The sequence below is a fragment of the Enterobacter sp. 22466 genome (assembly GCF_052044775.1).
GTDB classification, from domain to species: Bacteria; Pseudomonadota; Gammaproteobacteria; order Enterobacterales; family Enterobacteriaceae; genus Enterobacter; species Enterobacter dissolvens.
Map to the genome: position 1 here is coordinate 1,241,941 of NZ_JBQENX010000001.1, position 20,261 is coordinate 1,262,201.

Consider the following 20,261-nt stretch of genomic DNA (forward strand, 5'->3'; position numbering starts at 1 on the left):
TTACGGGTTAATCGTCTTCCGGGTCATCCAGCTCAACCGGTGTCTGATACTCATCCGGCTTGATGACCAGCAGGTCGCAGCGCAGATGATCGATCACCTGTTCGGCAGTATTGCCCAGGAACGCGGCAGAAATACCGGTCCGGCCGATGGTGCCCAGCACCACAATCCCTGCCTGCAGATGTTCTGCTAAATCCGGGATCACCTCTTCAGGTAACCCTTTCTCGACATGTGTCATGTTCTCATCGATGCTGAACTTCTGGCGCAGCGCTTTCATGGCCAGCAGGTGCTGACCGCGGATAGCGTCGTTGTACACGCTTGGGTCGAATTCTGGCAGTTCGATGGCAATATTGATGGGGGTAACCGGGTAAGCACCGACCAGATGCACCTCAGTGTGGTTAACCTGCTCAGCAAGCAGCAGCGTCTCTTTGACCAGCTTTTCATTCAGCGAATTGTGATAATCCTCTTCGCTTGCCAGGTTTACTGCCACGACGGCTTTGCCGCCTTCAGGCCACGGCTGATCTTTCACCATCCAGACCGGACACGGGCATTTACGCAGCAGGTGCCAGTCTGTCGGCGTGAAGATCACCGATTCCAGCTTGTCGTGCTGGTGCGCCATTTTCAGCAGCAGATCGTGCCCACCAGCGACCACCTCCTGGATGATCGCTTCGAAGGGGCGGTTATGCCAGACCACTTTTATATCGATAGGAATACCCGCTTCCAGGTAGTACTTGGCCTGTTCGCGGATCCACGCGGTACGTTGGCTGATCACTCCCTGACGCATAGCGGTACGCTCGTCAGGCGACAGAAGGGTGGTCATCTCATACGAGAAGTCATAGATCGGCAAAAACGCTTTGATTTTGCCACCAATCCGTTGATGTAAATACACAGCACGTCGTAATGCCGGCTGATCGTCCTGATTAGGATCGATAGCTACCAGCATGTTTTGATACTTTGCCATACAGGTCTCCTTACTACTGTCACCACAGTCTGTAATTAAAAGAGTAACCTATATATCCTGAATGAAACAGAGGTGGGGTTTTGCCAGATCAATAATTCATGAAAATTTATCAGAAGAACAGCACCGTCGTGGTCACCGCGATAAACGCGATCAACAGCAGGACCATCACCACGATGGCAAACGTGGTCGAATCCTGTACGTAGGTTTTTTCCTCTCCCTTCATCGGGCCGACAAGCATGATCCAGATGAAAATGAAGGTCACGGAGGCAATAACAACTGAAACGAAAAATAAACTTTCTCTCAATTTAACCTCAACGAGAACCTTTCAGCAGCGGGGGATGTCTGTCGCAGGGGCGGGAAGTGGTGTGCTTACCTGCCAGACCAATAAATCATAAAAATTTATCGGCCTGGCATCAATCATTCGTGGGCTTTATGCCACGTTGCGGGCATGGCCGGCAAGAACAGCCAGCGCTTCACCGTTTTCGATGGTGATGTATTTACCTTTAACGGCCAGCATGCCGCTTTTCTGGAAACGCCCCAGCAAACGGCTGATGGTTTCCACGGTCAGGCCCAGGTAGTTACCAATATCGCCACGGGTCATGGTGAGACGGAACTCACGCGGAGAGAAACCACGCTCTGCGAAGCGGCGGGAGAGGTTGTAGATAAACGCGGCCAGGCGCTCTTCGGCGTTCTTTTTGGACAGCAGCAGGATCATGTCCTGATCGCCTTTGATCTCACCGCTCATCAGACGCATCATCTGCTGACGCAGGTTCGGCATTTTGCCTGACAGATCGTCCAGCGTTTCAAACGGGATTTCGCAGACCATTGAGGTTTCCAGCGCCTGAGCAAAGCTCGGGTGATGGCCCGTCCCGATGGCGTCAAAGCCGACCAGGTCACCCGCCAGATGGAAGCCGGTGATCTGCTCATCACCCTGTTCGGTGATGGTGTAGCTTTTGATGGTGCCAGAACGGATAGCATAGAGCGATTTCAGTTCGTCTCCGGCTTTAAACAGCGTCTGCCCTTTCTGAATAGGCTTTTTGCGCTCGATGATATTATCAAGCTGATCAAGTTCATGCTCATTCAGGGTAAACGGGATACAGAGCTGGCTGATGCTGCAATCCTGGCAATGGATAGCACAACCGCCAGACTGAATGCGTCGTATAATTCGCTTTTCCGGGATCATAGGTTTGCTCAAGCCTTAATTGATATTGGTCAATTTTAACATCTTTTTGGTAAGTACGTAAGCCTGGCAAACCATCAATAAGGACATGAGACGGCAACGTGTTGCCATCTTCTTGAAATTCCACAGCTTGATTATGGATTTTTAGCCTAACCGGAAGAAAATTAAGCACAAAAAGCCTGGGAATTACAGCAAGAGATACCCCTCGTGACGCAGTAACCACTCCTTGCGCTGTACGCCACCGGCATAGCCGGTCATGGTGCCGTTGCGGCCGATCACACGATGGCAGGGCACCACGATACTGACAGGATTAGAACCGTTCGCGGCACCCACCGCTCGCGCCGCGCCCGCGCGGCCTAACTGCTCTGCGAGCTGGCCGTAGTGCATGACCTGGCCACACGGAATATCGCGTAGCGCCTGCCAGACTTCGCGCTGGAATGGCGTACCGGCCGTGGCGGTCGGCAGGTCATTGATGATGCTGAGATCGCCCTCGAAGTACGCCGCCAGCTTGTCGCTCAGTCCACCCGGGTTGTTGGCGCTGATTCGCTCAAACCCCTGGGCGCGGTAATGGATGTTGAGCAGCTCTTCCATACGGTTGCTGTGCTCTTCCCATTCCACGGCGCGCAGTTGGAACTGCTCGTCCGCGATAACCCACAATGGCCCAAGCGGCGTTGCAATTTTATCTTCGAGTAATCTCAGCATCGTCGTTCCTTTAATTCAGCCTCGGGTAGATCCCCGGTCCAATCGGCAGGCCGACAAGATACCACGCCACCAACATCACCAGCCATACCCCTAAAAAGATAAGCGGATAGGGTAAAACCAGCGAATAGTAGGTACCCAGCTTCGCCTCCGGTTTATAGCGCTGCAGGAAGCCCAAAAACAGCGGCACAAACGGCGAAACCGGCGCCAGCGGGATCACCGAGGAGTCGGCGATACGAAACAGGATCTGCGCAAAGGCCGGATGGAAGCCCAGCATCATAAACATCGGTACGAAGATGGGCGCCAGAATCGACCAGATGGCGGATCCGCTGGCGATAAACATACACAGCAGTGACGACAACAGCGCCAGACCGACAAATGCCGGGACGCCGCTTAAGCCGGCGGCTTCCAGCGCATCGGTCAGGCCAACGGCCATAAATTTGCCCATGTTGCTCCAGTTAAACATGGCGACGAACTGGGCCAGCGGGAAGACCATCACGATAAAGCCCGCCATCTCCTTCATCGGCTCAATCATCAACTGCGGCAGATCGGCCTGGCGGCGGATTTTGCCGGTGGCGATGCCATACGCGAGCGACACGACAAAGAAAAACAGAATGATCAGCGGCACAATGCCCTGAATAAACGGCGAGGGCAGGACGGTATGTTTCACCGGGTCGCGCAGGATACCGTTCTCCGGCACCACCATCAGCGCCACCATCGCGATAAATACCAGCGAGACTATCCCGGCGACGCGCAGGCCAACGCGTTGCTCTTTGCTCAGCGTTTCCAGCTTTTCGTCACTACGGCCTTCCCATTTCCCTAACCGCGGCTCGATGATCTTATCGGTAATCAGCCCGCCAACAAGCGTCAGGACGATCACCGAACTGGCCATAAAGTACCAGTTGTCGATCACGCTGACGTGCATGGTCGCATCGATTGTTTTCGCCGCCTCAGTGCTGATCCCCGAAAGCAGGACATCGGTGGTGACAATCAGCAGATTGGCAGTGAAACCGCATCCTACACCGGCAATGGCCGACAGCAGACCCGCCACGGGGTGACGCCCGACGGCGAGGAAGATCAGTGCCCCCATCGGCGGCATGATCACCAGCGCGGCATCGGAAGAGATGTGGCTGAAAAACGCGATAAACAGCACCATATAGCTGGCGTAGCGTGCGCTGACGTGAGAGGCCATTTTCACCATCAGCGCGGGGAGCAGGCCAACGCGCTCTGCCAGACCGGCCCCCAGCACCAGCGCCAGAATGGCGCCCAGCGGCGCAAAACCGCTGAAGTTTTTAATCACATTCGGTAAAAACCAGTGCAACCCTTCAATGCTCAGCAGGTTCTTTACGCTTACCATGCTGCCATCGGCCGGGCTGCGCACGCTCACCCCTAAGGCGGACAGCACGGCTGTCGCCACCATCAAAACCACGATCAACCAGATAAAAAGCAGGAAAGGATGTGGCACTTTATTACCGATCCTTTCAACCCAGCCATAGAGCTTACCGGATGGGGAATGCGAAGGTATGGATGACATACTCATGGGCGTTCCTCGGGACTGTTGTGTTGTTGTGTTGTGTTTTTTTATTTTAAAGGTGACGGTGTCACGCCCTGTGGGATCGGACACACGTACGGTTTTTCTTGTACTTGTTGTTCAAACTCTTCACGGCATTTTTTCAGCAGCGCTGCATCCTGCAGCAGATTCAGCGCGGTGGCGCCCATCACTTTTCCGGCCAGCAGCATGCCTTTATGGGCAATGGACGTTCGCCCCTGCGCCACCAGTTGCCAGGTGTGCAGCGGCGTGCCGACGGTAAAGCAGGGGCTGAAACACTGGGCGACGGGCATCTTCCAGCTCACATCACCCACGTCCGTTGAGCCTGCCAGCACGTTGTCGGTGATGGCGTAAGGCGCGACCTCGTCCACCAGCAGGGTCTCCTGGTGGCGGCGGGCAAAGGCTTTACCTTCATCACCCCCGGTTGCGGCAATATTCTTCAGGCTGTTTTGCAGATCGTTTGGCGTCAGGGTGGTGCGGATCTCCCGGGCAAAGGCGCGTTCTTCCTCCGTCCAGGCTGGCGTACCGTAATGCTGCAGGGCACGATACATCGCTGCTTCCAGCGTGCGGTTTGGCAGGTAGCTGGAGCAGGCTTTATCAAAGCGACACTCAACAGTGGTCTCGGTCATCAACGCCGCACCCTGAGCAATCTTCTCAATCCGCGCGTAGATTTGCTGCGCGTCGGCCATCTCCGGGGCGCGGATCAGGTACAGCACTTCGGCCTGCGCCTGTACCACGTTGGGGGAGATGCCGCCGGTATCGGTAATGGCGTAATGGACGCGCGCTTTCTCAATAATATGTTCGTTGAGGAAGTTCGTGCCGGTGGTCATCAGCGTCACTGCATCCAGCGCGCTGCGCCCCAGATGCGGAGAATTAGCCGCGTGCGCCGCCACGCCCTTAAAGCGCCAGGCGGCCTGGATATTGGCCAGCGTACTGACGTTAAACATGCCGGCAAACGCTTCCGGATGCCAGGTGACTGCGGCGTCAACGTCGTCAAACAGGCCCTCACGAACCATAAACGTTTTACCGGAGCCGCCCTCTTCGCCGGGGCAGCCATAAAAACGCACGGTTCCACGCCCGCCGTGCTGCTCCAGCCAGCTTTTCACCGCAACGGCACCCGCCAACGCCGCGGTGCCGAGCAGGTTATGTCCGCAGCCGTGGCCATTAGCACCGGGCGTGGTGGCGTGTGCCGTCGCGCAGTGTGCCTGCTGGCTTAATCCGGCCAGGGCGTCATATTCGCCGAGCAGGGCAATTACCGGTGTACCGCTGCCGAAGCTGGCGATAAAGGCATTCGGAATGCCGCCAGCCTCACGGGTCAGGGTGAAGCCTTCCGCTTCCAGCGCGCTGGCCAGCCGCTCTGCGGACCAGAACTCTTCAAAGCGGGTTTCCGGATGATCCCAGATTTCGTCGGCAATGTCGGTGAACGTCCGACATCGCGTGTCGATTGCATCGGCAATAAAAGCGTAGTTCTCCTGCATTACACACCTCGCGTCCAGGGGAAATTCAGCGCAGTGCGCGCCAGCGTTTCGATAGCGACGGTCATGACGCGCTCATCAAAGTCGAATTTTTCATTGTGATGTCCGGCGCTCAAATCGGTGCCAAACACCATGTAGGAGGCCATGCCGCCGTTTTCCTGCACGCGAGCCATCATCAGCGTGGCGTCTTCGGAGCCGGCCGGGGCTTTGACCTTATCAATGGCCTGTTCCACACCGGGCACCTGGCTTGCCTGCTGGCGCAGATAATCCACCCAGGCAGGTGTCGGAGCGCTGGCGGTGGCAGCCCCCATCAGACGCATCTCAGCCGTCACGCCGTACAGCGCGGCGGCACCGGTAATGACGGATTGTGCGCGTTCGAACACATACTGATTGATCGCCTCGCTCTCGCCACGGGTTTCGACCTTGAGCAGGGCATGGGCGGGCACCACGTTGCGCCCGCTGCCGGCCTGCATCACCCCTACGTTCACCCGGGAAGCCCCTCCGCTGTGTGGCGCAATGCTGTGCAGCGCGAGCGCGGCCTGGGCGGCGGCGAGCAGGGCGTTACGGCCTTCTTCCGGTTTACCGCCCGCGTGTGCGGCGACGCCGGTGAACGTCACGTCAAACTTGGTTGTCGCCATAAAATTATCGCTGCCGCAGATCACCGTCCCGGCAGGCACCCCGGTACCAATGTGAATGGCGGTGAAATAGTCCACCCCGTCCAGTGCCCCGGCGGCCACCATGGCGCGTGCGCCGCGTGTGCCTTCTTCCGCTGGCTGGAAGATCAGTTTGATGGTGCCGTTCAGCTGCGCTTTGCTGCGCATGAGCACGTGCGCCAGCCCAAGGCCAATCGTGGTGTGGCCGTCGTGCGCACAGGCGTGCATCATGCCCGGATTGCAGGAGGCAAAGCCGTCGCGGAACGGGCGATGGCTGTCGTCAAGCGCTTCACCCAGGTCGAGGGCGTCCATGTCCACGCGAAACGCCAGCGTCGGGCCAGGACGGCCGGTATTCAGTGTGGCAACCAGGCCGGTGAAGCCGCCTTCAAACGGTGCGAGCCATTTTTCGGGCGCGCCCTGCGCCCGGGCGCGGGCAAATTCTCGCGTCAGGGTGGCGTTATCCGGCAACCCCATACGGCTTTCGGCATCCACCACGTCGCGGCCCATCGCCAGGTCATACCCCAGGTGGTCCAGGATTTCCGCGACCTTCGCGGCAGTCCGAAATTCCACCCAGCCGGATTCGGCAAAATGGTGAAAATCGCGACGCCATGTGCTCAGTTGCGGGGCTAAGGTCTGGATGTACTGCGCCAGTGAGTCCATATCTGTTCCTGTCATCATTAAAATATGTGAACTGCTTCACGCTGTGATAGTTTTTACTTATCACTAACCGATTTTTCACAGTTTTAACCGTTCAGGAATTACCCTCGCACATCCCTTTCCATTAAAGTAGATGACAGTTTCTTTACTCTGATAAACAACAGTTATCGGTCGGGCTATGTCATTTCAGATTAAATTTCATCAAATTCGGGCGTTCGTTGAAGTGGCGCGTCAGGGCAGCATTCGCGGCGCCAGCAGGACGTTGAATCTGTCGCAACCGGCGTTGACCAAATCGATCAAAGAGCTGGAAGAGGGTATGGCGGCGCAGCTCTTTGTACGCCGCAGTAAAGGCGTGGCGTTAACCGAGTGTGGTGAAGGCTTCTATCAGCGCGCCAGGCTGATTCTGGAAGAGCTGCGCGCGGCCCAGGATGACATTCGTCAGCGGCAGGGCGAGCTGGCCGGGCAGATCAATATCGGTATGGGGGCGAGTATTTCACGAAGCCTGATGCCCGCGGTGATCACCCGCTTTCATGCTCAGCATCCGCAGGTCAAGGTGCGGATTATGGAAGGGCAACTGGTATCGATGATCAATGAATTACGCCAGGGCGAACTGGATTTCACCATCAATACCTATTATCAGGGGCCTTACGATCATGAATTTACGTTTGAAAAGCTATTAGAAAAACCGTTTGCTGTATTTTGTCGGGAGGGGCATCCGGCGACGGGAGCAACCTCCATTAACGATCTGCTGCATTATAACTGGACCATGCCCACCCCGCGGGGAAGTTATTATAAGCAGTTAGAGGATGTATTTAGCCACCGCTCGCAAATACCCCGTATCGGCGTGGTCTGCGAAACCTTTTCGTCGTGTATTAGCCTTGTCGCTCAAAGCGATTTTTTAAGCATATTGCCGCAGGAGTTGGGCTGTGACCCACTGTTGGCGGGGCGTCTGGTCATGCTGCCGGTTGTCGAATCACTTCCAAAAGCGGCTTATTATTTAATTCAGCGCCGGGATTCCCGTCAGACTCCGCTTACCGAATCGTTAATTACGCAATTCAGACGAGAGGCGCGGAAAATAACCGCGGCATGAAAAATCATTTATAAAAAAACAGAGTCTGTCCGACATCAGACAGACCCTACAGTACACACAGCAGTGCGTCCTTTCGCAGATCCTGGATGTTATATCCATGGGGCAGGTTAATGTAGTTATAACAGCTTTCTCTCAAAATGAAAGGCGGTTGAGTGATTGATTTCATGAAATTTTAACGCAAATCGAAAGTTTTATTTTTGCTGAAACTTAAGTTAAGTGGCAATTAAATTTATGCGGACATTGTTATCGCTTTTCATCAGGTTAATATCAGGCCCACCCTCAGCGGGATAGCGGTTGTTGAGGCCTGTTCCCCGCAAAGGTATAGTACAGACTCAGATGTAGCCGGAGGATTTCCATGAACCCTGACGACAAATCACTGTTTCTTGACGCCATGGAGGATGTCCAGCCCCTGAAGCGCTGCGCAGATATTCACTGGCAGCCGAGCCGCAATACGCGGGCGCGCCAGGAGATTGATGCCGAGCAGCTGGATAACTTCCTGACCCTGGGTTTTCTGGAACTTCTGCCCCTGGATGAGCCGCTGGCGTTCCAGCGTGAAGGGGTACAACAGGGCGTAATGGATAAGCTGCGTTCCGGGAAATACTCCCGCCAGGCCAGCCTGAACCTGTTACGTCAGCCTGCCGAGCGTTGCCGCCAGATGCTGTACGCCTTTATTCGCCAGGCCGGACGCGACGGATTACGTAATTTAATTATCATTCATGGAAAAGGGCGCGAACAGAATGCTCATCCCAACGTGGTGCGTAGCTATCTGGCGCGCTGGTTAACCGAGTTTGAGGAAGTGCAGGCCTTCTGCGTGGCGCTGCCGCATCACGGCGGCAGCGGGGCCTGTTATGTTTCACTGCGAAAATCCGACGACGCAAAACAGGAGAACTGGGAACGGCACGCCAAGCGCAGCCGTTAACGGGCCGTGGCGGGCGATATTCTCGCCCGCACAGCACTCAGAACGTTTCCCAGTTGCTGTCGGTGGCGGTGCTTGCCGTGGCCGGGCGCAACAGCTGCGGTGTTTTCACATTTGTTGGGCGGGGGGCAGCGGCCTGTTGTTTGCCGCTCAGACGAAACGCCGCCACCGCCTGGCGCAGCTGTTCGGACTGATCTTCCAGCGCCGCTGCCGCCGTGGCGGACTGCTGTACCAGCGCGGCGTTTTGCTGGGTGACACTGTCCATCTGCGAAACGGCCAGACTCACCTGTTCAATACCGCGGCTCTGCTCATCAGACGCAGACGAAATCTCGCCCATAATATCGGTCACGCGGGTCACTGCCGCCACAATTTCTTTCATCGTTGCACCGGCTTCGCTAACCTGTTCAGAGCCGGTATTCACGCGGCTGACAGAGTTCTCGATAAGGCCCTTGATCTCTTTTGCCGCCTGCGCGCTGCGGCTCGCGAGAGTACGCACTTCCCCGGCAACTACCGCAAAGCCACGACCTTGTTCCCCGGCACGCGCGGCTTCTACCGCGGCGTTCAGCGCCAGAATGTTGGTCTGGAAGGCAATGCTGTCAATCACGCCGGTGATGTGGGCGATTTGCTGCGAACTGTCGGCAATTTCCGTCATCGTGCGGACAACGTTATCCACCACATGACCGCCGCGCGCCGCTGTTTCAGACGCGTTCTTCGCCAGCAGGGTCGCCTGACGGGCGTTGTCGGAGTTCTGTTTCACCGTTGCGGTCAGCTCTTCCATGCTGGCAGCGGTCTCTTCCAGCGAGGCGGCCTGTTCTTCCGTACGGGCGGAAAGATCGTTACTTCCGGCAGCAATTTCGCCTGCGCCGGTGTAGATGGAGTCGGTACTACCGCGTACGGCGCTGACCGTGGTGACCAGAGATTGTTGCATCTCATGCAAACCGGCCGCCAGCTGGCCCATCTCATTGCGGCCAGAGAGGGTGATATCCTGCGTCAGATCGCCCGCCGCAATGGTGCGAATATGGTTCATAATGGTTTTCAGCGGTTTTAACAGCAGGTGCTGTAAACCCTGCCAGATCACCACCAGCACGGCGATAACGGCCAGGAAAATTGCCGCCAGCGTCCACTGCATCTGGGTAAAGCTGCTCTGGTTCTCTTCGGTAGCGGCTTTCAGCAGGGTATTGTTCTCGGCACGCCAGCGGTTATAGACCGCTTCCATAGCATCCTGCGCCTGCTGCGCATCCAGATCGCCATAGGCCTGGTAGTTGTCGGCACGCAGATACTCAATCGACAGACGCATCACTTCATGCATCTGGTTCCAGGATTTCAGCATCTCGTCGGTTAGCGCCGCATTCTGGCCGTTAACCTGCGGCAGGGCCTGCCACTGTTTGTTATAGGCTTCAGCTTTAGCCAGAGAGTCGCCCGCGGTGCCAAGCAGTTTGTTGATCGCCTCCAGGGACGCCGGATCGCGCTGATTTTTCAGGTAGCGGATCGCCACTCGCGTCACGGTGACGCGCGTTTTGATAAGGGTGTTAACGCTGTCGCTCAGGCTCTCCTGCTGGGCATTAAGCACCCCGGAGTTCTGGAAGTTATGGCGATCGTTGCTGACGGCAGAGTAGAACAACCCTCCCGTGACAACTTGCAGCAGGCAGAATATGGTGAGAGCAAAGATAATTCCGGTAATCACGTGCAGATTTTTCAGCATAGCGGTCGTCCGTAAGAAAGTGCAGGGGTACACAAATACTATCGTCGTAGGGAATTTAAACTTTAATTTAACTCGCGCTTAACTAAGGGTTCCCGACAGGAACCTGTTGTAAATCCGGATCATTTAGATGAGGAAGGTGAACATGAGCAGCATTGATAAAAGCGGGACATTCGCGCTCGGGACGCGAACGGTAAAACGACTGGGTTACGGCGCGATGCAGCTTGCCGGGCCGGGCGTTTTTGGGCCACCGAAGGACAAAAATGCCGCGCTGGAGGTGCTCCGGGAAGCCGTGGCGGCGGGCGTGAATCATATCGATACCAGCGATTTTTATGGTCCGCATGTGACTAACCAGCTGATCCGTGAGGCGCTGCATCCGTACCGGGACGATCTGACCCTCGTCACCAAAATCGGTGCGCGCCGCGACGATAAAGGTGCCTGGCTGCCGGCCTTTTCCGCGCAGGAGCTGACCCGGGCGGTACATGACAACCTGCGTAATCTGCAGTTGGATGTGCTGGACGTGGTTAACCTGCGGATTATGTTTAGCACACACGGACCGGCGGAAGGCTCGATCGCTGAACCGCTGTCCACTCTGGCCGAGCTACAGCAGCAAGGGCTGGTGCGACATATTGGTCTGAGCAATGTCACGGCCACGCAGGTTGCCGAGGCGCAGAAGATGGTACCCGTGGTGTGTGTGCAAAACATGTACAACATCGTGAACCGGAGTGACGATGCGCTGGTGGATTCGCTTGCGAAGCAGGGGATTGCCTATGTGCCATTCTTCCCGCTGGGCGGTTTTACGCCGCTGCAATCTTCCGGGCTGCAGGCGGTGGCGGACGACCTGGGGGCGACACCGATGCAGGTTGCGCTGGCCTGGCTGCTGCAACGTTCTCCAAACATTCTGCTGATCCCGGGAACCTCTTCCGTGGCGCATCTGCGGCAAAACCTCGCGGCAGGGGATCTGGTGTTACCGCCTGACGCACTGGCTACGCTGAATGCGCTGGTGTAATCACGCATAAAAAAGCCCGGAGGGATCCGGGCTTTGTTATTTAACGACTGGTAAATCGGAATAGCGCGTGGTGTAGCAGGGCGACAGCATATCCCGCTTCATCGCCCAGGATTTCACCGCCCCCTGGCCCGCAAACCACACAGACCCCCGGCCTGAACGGTTAAGGCGGTCGATAACCTGCATCAGGGCTGTGCTGTCTGGCCGCGGTGGGTGTTCATCGAACAGGCTAAGCTGTGCCACGCCCTGACTGAAAAAGTCACTGAGCATGACGCCTGCTTTCATATAGCGATGCCCCTCTTTCCAGATTCGGTTCAATGACTCGATAGCTACCCTGATAATATCCCGCGTATCGTTGGTGGGGATCGTCAGCTTGCCGGAGGCCTGGTTACCATAAAAAACCTCATCCTCTGCATGCGGGCTGGTGCGAATAAACACGCTGATATAGCAGCAAAACTGTTTCTCTTCGCGCAGCTTCTCGGCGGCGCGTTCCGCATAGGCGCAGATCGCCTGGTGCATATCGTCATACCGGGTGATACGGCTGCCGAAGGAGCGGCTGCAGATGATTTGTTGCTTTGTTGGCGAAAACTCTTCCAGCGCCAGACACGGTTCACCGCGTAACTCGCGGGCAGTTCTTTCCAGCACGACATTGAAGTGTTTACGGATCACCCAGCTTGAACATTCCGCCAGATGCAGGGCAGACTCGATCCCCATCAGATTCAGTTTTTTGCTGATCCTGCGCCCGACGCCCCACACTTCGCTGACCGGTACCAGTGACAGCAGTTTACGCTGACGATCGATATTCGATAAATCCACCACGCCGTTGGTTTTCTTCCAGGTTTTGGCGGCATGGTTAGCCAGCTTGGCTAAGGTTTTGGTGGGCGCAATGCCCACCCCGACCAGCAGTCCGGTCTCTTTGTACAGGCGCTGGCGGATTTCCTGCCCGAACGCCTCCAGACTCATGCAGTGGCTGATGCCCGTCAGATCCAGAAAGGCTTCATCAATCGAGTAGATCTCCACTCTCGGGGCCATCTCTTCAAGGATGGTCATCACCCGGCGGCTCATATCCGCATACAGCGCATAATTGGAGCTAAAGACGTGTACCTTCTGGCGTCTCAGCTCATCCTTCAGCTTGAAGTAGGGACCGGCCATGCCGATCCCCAATGCTTTTGCTTCTGCTGAACGGGAAATGATACACCCGTCGTTATTTGAAACGACCACCACGGGTTTCCCCTTAAGGTCGGGCCGAAACGCCGTCTCGCAGGAGGTGTAAAAACTGTTTACATCAACGAGCGCGAACATGGCGGTTAGCTTTCAGGGTAAACGTCACAACGCCGAAGATCTCCAGCTCGTCTTCCGCGGCAAAAACGACCGGCGCGTAGTCAGGATTATGGGGGATGAGCTGAAGACGCGGATGCGTTTGCAGCTCCTTCACGGTAAATTCGCCCGCGACCGCCGCAATCACAATATCGCCATGAACGGCGGTTAACGAACGGTCAACCACCAGCAGGTCGCCATGGCTGATCCCTGCGCCAATCATCGAATCACCGCTCACCCTGACAAAATAGGTCGCGCTGGGGTGTTTGATCACCAGCTTGTTCAGGTCAAGGCTGTCCTCGACATAATCCTGAGCCGGGCTGGGGAAGCCACAGGGCACCCGCTCCATAAACAACGGAAGCAATAGCGTGGCATCAGGCCCCAAAGGAGAGATCAACTGCATAATGGTTAACTCATATCACTGTGTTTATATACAGTATTCATGATTAACCAGAACGATCAAGAGACGGGAGGGGAATTTTCCGGAACTCGTTGAAAGTCGAAAAATTTTAGTTCAACAAGGCGCGCTGGCGGGTATGCATCCAGGAATGTTTAATTTTTCTTAATTATTTCAGGCAGTAGCTGTTCTATGACCCCGACAACGCTTCTGACCCTGTGTGGAATAAAGCGAGCGTCCGGGTAAACCGCATAGAGAAAGCGGTCGGGTAACCGCCACGCGGGGAGTACCGGCACCAGCGTACCGGTTTGCAACGCCCGTGCCGCGAGTGGTAGTTGCATACCGCCAATACCCATGCCTGCCTCCAGCGCCTGTAACAGGGCGTCGCTGGTATTGGCCCGGAAAACGGTATTCACTGAAATATCAATCGTTTCGTCATCAGAAACCAGGCGAAGAGGTGCGTCCAGCGGGATACCGCTGAATCGCACGTGGGGAAGCGCCGCCAGCGCGTACACGGACTCTACCGGCGGGAATGACGGGGCGGCAAAGAGCAGCGTTTCAATGCGTGCCAGTACGCGTGCCGCGTGGGTTTGCGGAGGCTCTGCGCTCAGTCGTAGCGCCACATCCACCCCTTCGGTGACCAGATCGGCGATGCGGTCATCAAGCGAAATCTGCAGATGTAATTCGGGATTCATGCGCTGTAGTGTCAGCAGGCGCGGCAACACGATCTGGCCCAGGCCGCTCGGCAACTGCACATGTACGGCTCCCTGATATTGATGCTCAACCGGGTTCAGGCGTCGCTCCGCTTCCTGCATGGCCTCCAGCACAAGCTGCATATCCCGCCGGTAACGTTCACCCTGCGCGGTGAGCTTCATCCTGCGCGTTGTACGATGCAGCAATACCACACCGAGCTCTTCCTCAAGGGCGGCGATCTGCTGGCTGACGGCGGACTGCTTGATCCCGGCCAGGCGGGCGGCAGCAGAAAAGGAGCCGGCTTCGGCGACGCGCAGAAAGGTGGAAATGGCGTTGAGCTTATTATTCATTTCGTGATTCTGCTTATAAATGCCATCGGATTCGGGGGATATATCAGGAAAAAATAATAGATCACACTGTGTCTGTCACCCCTTTCGGAGAAACACCATGAATAAGACGCAGCAACACAGGGTCGCACTGGTCGCTGGCGCCAGCGGGGTTGTTGGCAACCAGCTGGTCAAAACGCTTTTGCGCCATCAGTGGGAGGTCATTGGCCTGAGCCGCCAGGCGGTATCTCACCCTGACGGCATTGCGATGGTTAATGTCGATTTACTGGATGCGCAGGACAGCGCGCGGGCACTGTCATCGCTCAGCGGGATCACTCATGTGTTTTACAGCGCCTGGGTCAACGCCGCGAACTGGACAGAGATGGTTGAACCGAACGTCACCATGCTGCGCCATCTGGTCAGTAATCTCGAAAACACGGCCCCTCTTGAGACGGTCAGCCTGATGCAGGGCTACAAAGTCTACGGCGCGCATCTTGGCCCGTTTAAAACCCCGGCACGTGAAAGCGATCCCGGCGTACCGGGGGCAGAGTTTAATGCGGCCCAGCTCAGGTGGCTTAGCGATTTTCAACGCGGAAAACAGTGGCACTGGATCGCCATCAGACCGGGTGTGGTGGGTAGCACGGTGCCAGGCAACACCATGAATCTTGCCCTGAGCATCGCGCTGTACGCCTCATTGTGTAAGGCGCTGAATTTACCGCTGCGTTTTCCCGGCTCTGAACAGACCTGGCACAGCATTGTTGATCATACCGACGGCGAATTGCTGGCAGAGGCGACCATGTGGGCCGCCACGTCGCCGGCAGCAGAGAACCAGGCATTCAACGTGAATAACGGGGATATCTGGCGCTGGAGCGAGCTGTGGCCACGCATTGCACGCTGGTTTGAACTGGAGTCTGCCCCCCCGGTCCGGCTCTCATTTCAGCAGCTGTTTACGGACTACCGTGCGGTATGGCGCGAACTTGCCGCAGCTCGCGGGCTGGTGGAAAGCGAGATTTTGCAGCTGAACGACGGACAGTTTGCCGACTTCGTGTTTGGCTGGCATTACGACATGTTTGGCGATGGCAGCAAGCTGCGTCGGGCCGGGTTCACCGCCATGCGGGCCACCGACGAGATGTTTTTCAGCCTGTTCGCACAGCTCAGGGCGGCACGCATTATTCCCTGACAAGGGGGCTGTAAAAAACGCGAATGCGCAAGTCGACAGTAAATTCACGCTCTGCATGCCGCCATGCGGCATGCAGAGACGTTCCAGCCAGAAGAGAGCACTCAGTCAACCGTTAACGCATCGACGACCGCGGCGACGCTTTTCACACTGCGAATACTGCCGATCCCCGTACCAAACGAGAGATAGCCTTCATCGGTGTTGCCTTCCAGCATACCGAGACGTAAGCCACGTAATCCGCCCATCGCGTTGCCCAACTCCTCATTGCTTGCGCCAGCGTGATCCATCGACGCCAGTTTTTCAGCCAGTTTGCCAGGCAGAGAGCGGTAGTAGTGGGGCACGGTACGGAAAAGCAGCAAATCAAGGCCATTGGCGGCAATGATTTTATCTTTGACCAGCTGTGGCACCCGGCTTTCTTCCGTACTGATAAAGACCGAGCCTGCAAATACGCCTTCGGCACCTAAGGCATGTGCCGCTCTGGCTGTACGATGGTCGGTAATACCGCCCGCTGCCATCACCGGAATGTTCTTCACGGCATCGGCAATGAGCGGCACGATTGAAAAGGTACCCAGCACCTTACCGGGTAAAGTTCCGCCCTCATCAAAACCGGTGGCCACGATAATGTCCGCGCCTGCCTCTTCCGCAAGGCGCGTATTTTCCGGGGTTGGATTAATGTCGCGGTAGATAATGTTGATACCCGCCTCTTTTAGCTCATTGAACAGCGCCGGGATAAGGGAGCCTTCGCCATAGCCCGTATACACCACGGCCCTGACGCCTTCTTCTTTAATTACCCGCAGAATAGGTAGTGTCCAGATATCGTTCTCACGTGTGGGGATCAGGTTCACCCCGAATGGTTTTTCGGTCAGCTGTTTGGTCTTGCGAATTTCTTCCCGCATTTTTTCGGCCGTTTCTTCTGGCGTGGACACAGCGGTCCCGGCGGTTAACCCGGCATTGGGCCCCAGCACACCAAGCCCTCCGGCGTTACTGACGGCGGCGACCAGGCGGGCATCCGTCAACCATGATAAGGGGCCCTGGATAACAGGCTTTTCTATGCCCAGGATCTGGCAGATACGGTTATTTTTCATAGCGGAATATCCCTCACAAATAAATCAGGTGGCCGGATGAGACGGCCTCGCGTTTGAGTGGAAGAGAGTGTAGGCCGCAAGATTGTTTGGAAAAATAGCCAAAATTATTCATCACTGTTATAAAATCAGTAATAATTATTTTATGCCCTCATTCACGATGAACTTCGCGGCAAAAGAACGCATGTATGCAAATCAATCTGTTTGAATCGATTCGTATTTTTATTGAAATTGTCGAGTCAGGGAGTCTTACCCAGGCGGCAGAGAATCTGCAGATCCATCGTCCCGCCGTCACCAAAGCGTTGCAGTTACTGGAGCAACACAGCGGCACGCGTTTACTGCAACGCACCACGCGACGGATTGACCTGACGCCGGACGGGGAAGCGTTTTATCGCCGCAGTAAACCGTTGCTGGCCCAGGCGGATGCGTTACTTGAGTCGTTTGGCCCTGATCAGGTCTTGCGCGGACAACTGCGTGTGGATATGCCCATCGCGTTTGCGTCAATGGTGGTTATTCCTCGTTTGCCTGAGTTTTATCGCCAGCATCCTGACATCGACATCATACTGAGTAGCTCTGACCGTCGGCGGGATATGCTGCGCGATGGTCTGGACTGCGTGTTACGGGTGGGGGAGCTGGACGACGGCGACTATATTGCGCGCAGGATAGGAAACATCAGGATTAAAACCTGCGCCAGCCCTGACTATCTGGCGGTTCACGGCACGCCAGAAACGCTGGATGATTTACAGAAGCACCGGGCCATCAACTGGATCAACACCAACAGCAGGCAAATCAAACCGTGGACCTTTACGACGCCAGAAGGGACGGCGGAAATGACACTGCCCGGCAAGCTGGTGGTGGATAACTCTCAGGCCTACATCGCCGCAGGGCTGGCCGGGCTGGGCGTCATGCAGGGGATGAATCTCTTTATACAGCCTTACCTCGACCGCGGCCAACTGGTCGAAGTATTGCCAGGTTGTCCTTCCCCGGATCGTAAGCTGTCGATTCTCTATCCGCACCGCCATCTTTCGCGCAAGGTGCGGGTATTCACCGAATGGCTGGAAAGCCTATTGTGAAATCAACGGCGGGTGAGCACCCGCCAGCTCGTGACAAATCGCGCCGATCTGTTCCACAGCGTTGAGCAACTGGGGCGTGGGTTCATTCGCGCAATTTAAGCGCAGGAAGTTCATCAGCTCCGCCCCCGGGGAAAACAGCGGGCCAGGGCTGACGCCAATGCCCAGCGCCAGCGCGCGACGATGCACCTCCAGCGCATTGACCTGGTGTGGAAGTTCAACCCACAGCAAGAAACCGGCGGCGGGGGCGGTAATACGCGTACCCGGCGGGAAGCACGCCTCCACCCGCGCGGTAACGGCCTGTATCCCTTCGGCGATGCGAACTTTCAACCGTCGAAGATGGCGATCGTAGTCACCACTGGCGAGTATTTCGCTCGTCGCGGCTTCAATTAACGGTGCGCCTGCCCACTCCCCGGCCATGCGGGCCTGTAAGACCTGCGTGTGGTAACGTCCGGCGGCAATCCACCCGATACGCCAGCCTGGCGCAAGGGTTTTGGACAATGAGCTACAGTAGAGCACATTCCCGCTCTGGTCGAAGGCCTTGCAGGCCGGAGGCCGTTGACCTTCACCCACCAGGTCCCCGTAAACATCGTCCTCAATAAGAGGGATACCCGCCTCTTCAAGCAGGGCAACCAGCTCCTGTTTACCGGCGACGGACATGCTGGCGCCGAGCGGATTTTGCACCGTGGGCGAGGCCAGCACAGCCGCGGGACGGTGACAGCGAATGGCCTCAGCCAGCGGTGCCAGTAACAGGCCTTCGACGGGATCGGTTGGGATCTGCAACGCCTTCAGACCTAAATCCTCCAGCAGCAGTAGCGTGCCGAAGTAAGCGGGGGACTCAATCGCCACCACATCACCCGGCTGGCACACGGCCCGCAAAGCCAGACGCAGCGCCTGCGTTGCGCCCGCGGTGATGACCAGATCGTCTGCACCAAAATGGGCTCCCCACTGTGCCGCGCGTGCGGCGACCCTGTTGCGCAGATCCACTCGCCCCGGCGGCAGGCTGTAGCTCTGACCGTGTGCTTCCAGACGACGGCTGGCCGCATGAAGCGCGCGATGCAACGTATCTCCCGGTAGCCAGGTGGGGTCGGGCAGTGCGGCCCCCAGCGGCACCAGGCGCGCTTCTGCGCGACTGAAAAGCGAGCGGGCGATGGCTGACATGGTCACCGGTACCGGGCCGGGAGGCGTGTGGAATGATGGCACGTTCTGTGGCACGCGGGGCTGGTGGACGTAATAGCCCGAACGTGGACGGGCAACAATCAGGCCTTCGGCCTCGAGGCAACGAAGGGCTTCGAGGGCCGTCGGGAGGCTAACGTGCTCGCGCTCTGCCAGTTTACGCGCGGAGATCATCCGGTCACCGGGTCGCAATGCACCTGAAGCCAGGGTAAGGCGCAGCATCTCTGCAATCCGGCGGTAATGGGGGGACGGGACGGACATGGGATCTGTACAGTCTGATTTTCGATAAAACTGACTATACAGCCAATGCGGAGCGCCATCTATAGTGTCCGGCATGTTCAGGACAAGGAGGCACTATGCACAGCGACAACTTTGATATTTCTACCTATTTCAAACGTATAAACTATACCGGGCCAGCGGCGGCCGATACCGCCACCCTGCATGCGCTGATGCGCCATCAGCTCTTTGCGGTCCCTTTTGAAAATCTGGACGTACAGGCAGGCAAAATGGTCTCGCTGGTACCCGAAGAGATTGTCGATAAGATCCTGCATCAGGGGCGCGGCGGCTATTGCTACGAGGTCAACGGGCTGTTTGCCATGGCGCTGGAGGCGTTAGGCATTTCCTGGCGTTTTGTGGCGGCGCGCCCCATGTTCTACCCGGCACGTCGCCCAAAAACCCATATGGCGGTGGTGGCGGAGGTGGAGGGCCGTCAGTGGCTCTGCGACCTCGGGTTTGGCAGCTATGGCATCCGTGCGCCGATGGCCCTCGACATGCTTGATGTCGATATCGGACAAGATTTCGACACCTTCCGCCTTACCCGTCACGCAAGGGGCGAGTACCTGCTCCAGGCGAAGGTAGAGGGGGCGTGGGCTAATCAATACGGTTTTGATCTCTCTGTTCAGGAATGGGTTGATTTCATTCCGGCCAACTACCTGAATTCAACCCATCCTGACGCCATCTTTGTGCAGAAGCGAGTGGTCGTGCAGCATCACCCCGAAGGACGCCAAATCCTGCTGGGCAATATGCTGAAGACCATCACCGCAAATGGCACAAAGACACAGCAACTGGCGGAAGAGGATATTGCTGAGGTCCTGAGAACCCGTTTTGCGCTGACGACCGCGTAACGGACTGGGGGGATCTC

General features: G+C 56.7%; 19 protein-coding genes. 6 read left to right on the forward strand and 13 right to left on the reverse strand.

The genetic code is table 11. From position 1 onward, the window contains the following. Nucleotides 1-7 precede the first annotated feature (7 nt). The 7 genes from uspE to ACTJJI_RS06105 all read right to left on the reverse strand — a co-directional run bounded on the left by uspE (nt 8) and on the right by ACTJJI_RS06105 (nt 7,174). A complete protein-coding gene (gene uspE, locus ACTJJI_RS06075; protein WP_014831668.1) occupies nt 8-958 on the reverse strand; it encodes a universal stress protein UspE in 951 nt (316 codons plus the stop codon). A gap of 109 nt (nt 959-1,067) precedes the next feature. Further along, nucleotides 1,068-1,220, reverse strand: a complete 153-nt coding sequence (locus tag ACTJJI_RS06080; RefSeq protein WP_014831669.1) for a hypothetical protein — start codon at nt 1,218-1,220, stop codon at nt 1,068-1,070. 168 nt (nt 1,221-1,388) lie between these two features. Next, nucleotides 1,389-2,141, reverse strand: a complete 753-nt coding sequence (gene fnr / locus ACTJJI_RS06085; RefSeq protein ID WP_006174991.1) for a fumarate/nitrate reduction transcriptional regulator Fnr — start codon at nt 2,139-2,141, stop codon at nt 1,389-1,391. 183 nt (nt 2,142-2,324) lie between these two features. Continuing rightward, nucleotides 2,325-2,840 carry a methylated-DNA--[protein]-cysteine S-methyltransferase gene (gene ogt / locus ACTJJI_RS06090; RefSeq protein WP_014831670.1) on the reverse strand — a complete coding sequence of 172 codons (516 nt, stop codon included), beginning with the start codon at nt 2,838-2,840 and terminating at the stop codon, nt 2,325-2,327. Between the two features lie 10 nt (nt 2,841-2,850). Beyond that, entirely contained in the window at nt 2,851-4,377 is a 1,527-nt protein-coding gene (gene abgT, locus ACTJJI_RS06095; protein ID WP_083021688.1) for a p-aminobenzoyl-glutamate transporter, read from the reverse strand. A 41-nt stretch (nt 4,378-4,418) separates the two neighbouring features. Beyond that, nucleotides 4,419-5,864, reverse strand: coding sequence for a M20 family metallopeptidase (locus tag ACTJJI_RS06100; RefSeq protein WP_163280950.1), 1,446 nt, complete (start codon nt 5,862-5,864; stop codon nt 4,419-4,421). Then, nucleotides 5,864-7,174, reverse strand: coding sequence for a M20 family metallo-hydrolase (locus ACTJJI_RS06105; RefSeq protein WP_083021686.1), 1,311 nt, complete (start codon nt 7,172-7,174; stop codon nt 5,864-5,866). Before ACTJJI_RS06105 ends, ACTJJI_RS06100 begins: the two co-directional genes overlap by 1 nt. A gap of 175 nt (nt 7,175-7,349) precedes the next feature. Between ACTJJI_RS06105 and ACTJJI_RS06110 the strand changes: the two genes are divergently transcribed. Beyond that, nucleotides 7,350-8,261 (forward strand): LysR family transcriptional regulator, encoded by a 912-nt coding sequence (locus tag ACTJJI_RS06110; protein ID WP_014831674.1) that lies wholly within the window; start codon nt 7,350-7,352, stop codon nt 8,259-8,261. A 355-nt stretch (nt 8,262-8,616) separates the two neighbouring features. Further along, entirely contained in the window at nt 8,617-9,180 is a 564-nt protein-coding gene (smrA, locus tag ACTJJI_RS06115; protein ID WP_014831675.1) for a DNA endonuclease SmrA, read from the forward strand. 37 nt (nt 9,181-9,217) lie between these two features. Here the strand turns inward: smrA and tcp are convergent, their stop codons facing one another. Further along, the gene (gene tcp, locus ACTJJI_RS06120) at nt 9,218-10,879 is read right to left on the reverse strand and encodes a methyl-accepting chemotaxis citrate transducer (RefSeq protein ID WP_014831676.1); all 1,662 of its coding nucleotides are present in this window, start codon (nt 10,877-10,879) and stop codon (nt 9,218-9,220) included. Between the two features lie 142 nt (nt 10,880-11,021). Between tcp and ACTJJI_RS06125 the strand changes: the two genes are divergently transcribed. Further along, nucleotides 11,022-11,885 (forward strand): aldo/keto reductase family oxidoreductase, encoded by an 864-nt coding sequence (locus ACTJJI_RS06125; RefSeq protein ID WP_440653428.1) that lies wholly within the window; start codon nt 11,022-11,024, stop codon nt 11,883-11,885. A gap of 36 nt (nt 11,886-11,921) precedes the next feature. Here the strand turns inward: ACTJJI_RS06125 and umuC are convergent, their stop codons facing one another. From umuC to ACTJJI_RS06140, 3 genes are all read right to left on the reverse strand, one after another. Beyond that, nucleotides 11,922-13,184: a translesion error-prone DNA polymerase V subunit UmuC gene (umuC, locus tag ACTJJI_RS06130; protein ID WP_014831678.1), complete on the reverse strand. Its 1,263-nt coding sequence runs from the start codon at nt 13,182-13,184 to the stop codon at nt 11,922-11,924. Continuing rightward, nucleotides 13,168-13,602, reverse strand: a complete 435-nt coding sequence (umuD, locus tag ACTJJI_RS06135) for a translesion error-prone DNA polymerase V autoproteolytic subunit (RefSeq protein WP_043951617.1) — start codon at nt 13,600-13,602, stop codon at nt 13,168-13,170. Before umuD ends, umuC begins: the two co-directional genes overlap by 17 nt. Nucleotides 13,603-13,751: 149 nt before the next feature. Beyond that, nucleotides 13,752-14,639, reverse strand: coding sequence for a LysR family transcriptional regulator (locus ACTJJI_RS06140; protein WP_063424559.1), 888 nt, complete (start codon nt 14,637-14,639; stop codon nt 13,752-13,754). A 97-nt stretch (nt 14,640-14,736) separates the two neighbouring features. On the opposite strand from ACTJJI_RS06140, the gene ACTJJI_RS06145 reads away from it, so the two are divergent. Next, on the forward strand, nt 14,737-15,795 hold the full coding sequence (locus ACTJJI_RS06145) for an SDR family oxidoreductase (protein ID WP_440653432.1): 1,059 nt from the start codon (nt 14,737-14,739) through the stop codon (nt 15,793-15,795). 101 nt (nt 15,796-15,896) lie between these two features. Here ACTJJI_RS06145 and ACTJJI_RS06150 read toward each other — a convergent pair whose 3' ends face one another. After that, complete coding sequence (locus ACTJJI_RS06150) at nt 15,897-16,877, reverse strand: NAD(P)H-dependent flavin oxidoreductase (RefSeq protein WP_219279307.1); 981 nt, start codon at nt 16,875-16,877, stop codon at nt 15,897-15,899. A 185-nt stretch (nt 16,878-17,062) separates the two neighbouring features. Here ACTJJI_RS06150 and ACTJJI_RS06155 point away from each other — a divergent pair, with 185 nt between their 5' ends. Continuing rightward, a complete protein-coding gene (locus ACTJJI_RS06155) occupies nt 17,063-17,947 on the forward strand; it encodes a LysR family transcriptional regulator (protein WP_219279308.1) in 885 nt (294 codons plus the stop codon). Here the strand turns inward: ACTJJI_RS06155 and ACTJJI_RS06160 are convergent. Beyond that, nucleotides 17,939-19,381: a PLP-dependent aminotransferase family protein gene (locus ACTJJI_RS06160; RefSeq protein ID WP_440653435.1), complete on the reverse strand. Its 1,443-nt coding sequence runs from the start codon at nt 19,379-19,381 to the stop codon at nt 17,939-17,941. The two genes, ACTJJI_RS06155 and ACTJJI_RS06160, sit on opposite strands and share 9 nt — an antisense overlap. A 95-nt stretch (nt 19,382-19,476) precedes the next feature. On the opposite strand from ACTJJI_RS06160, the gene ACTJJI_RS06165 reads away from it, so the two are divergent. Continuing rightward, nucleotides 19,477-20,244, forward strand: coding sequence for an arylamine N-acetyltransferase family protein (locus ACTJJI_RS06165; RefSeq protein WP_440653437.1), 768 nt, complete (start codon nt 19,477-19,479; stop codon nt 20,242-20,244). Nucleotides 20,245-20,261: the final 17 nt, after the last annotated feature.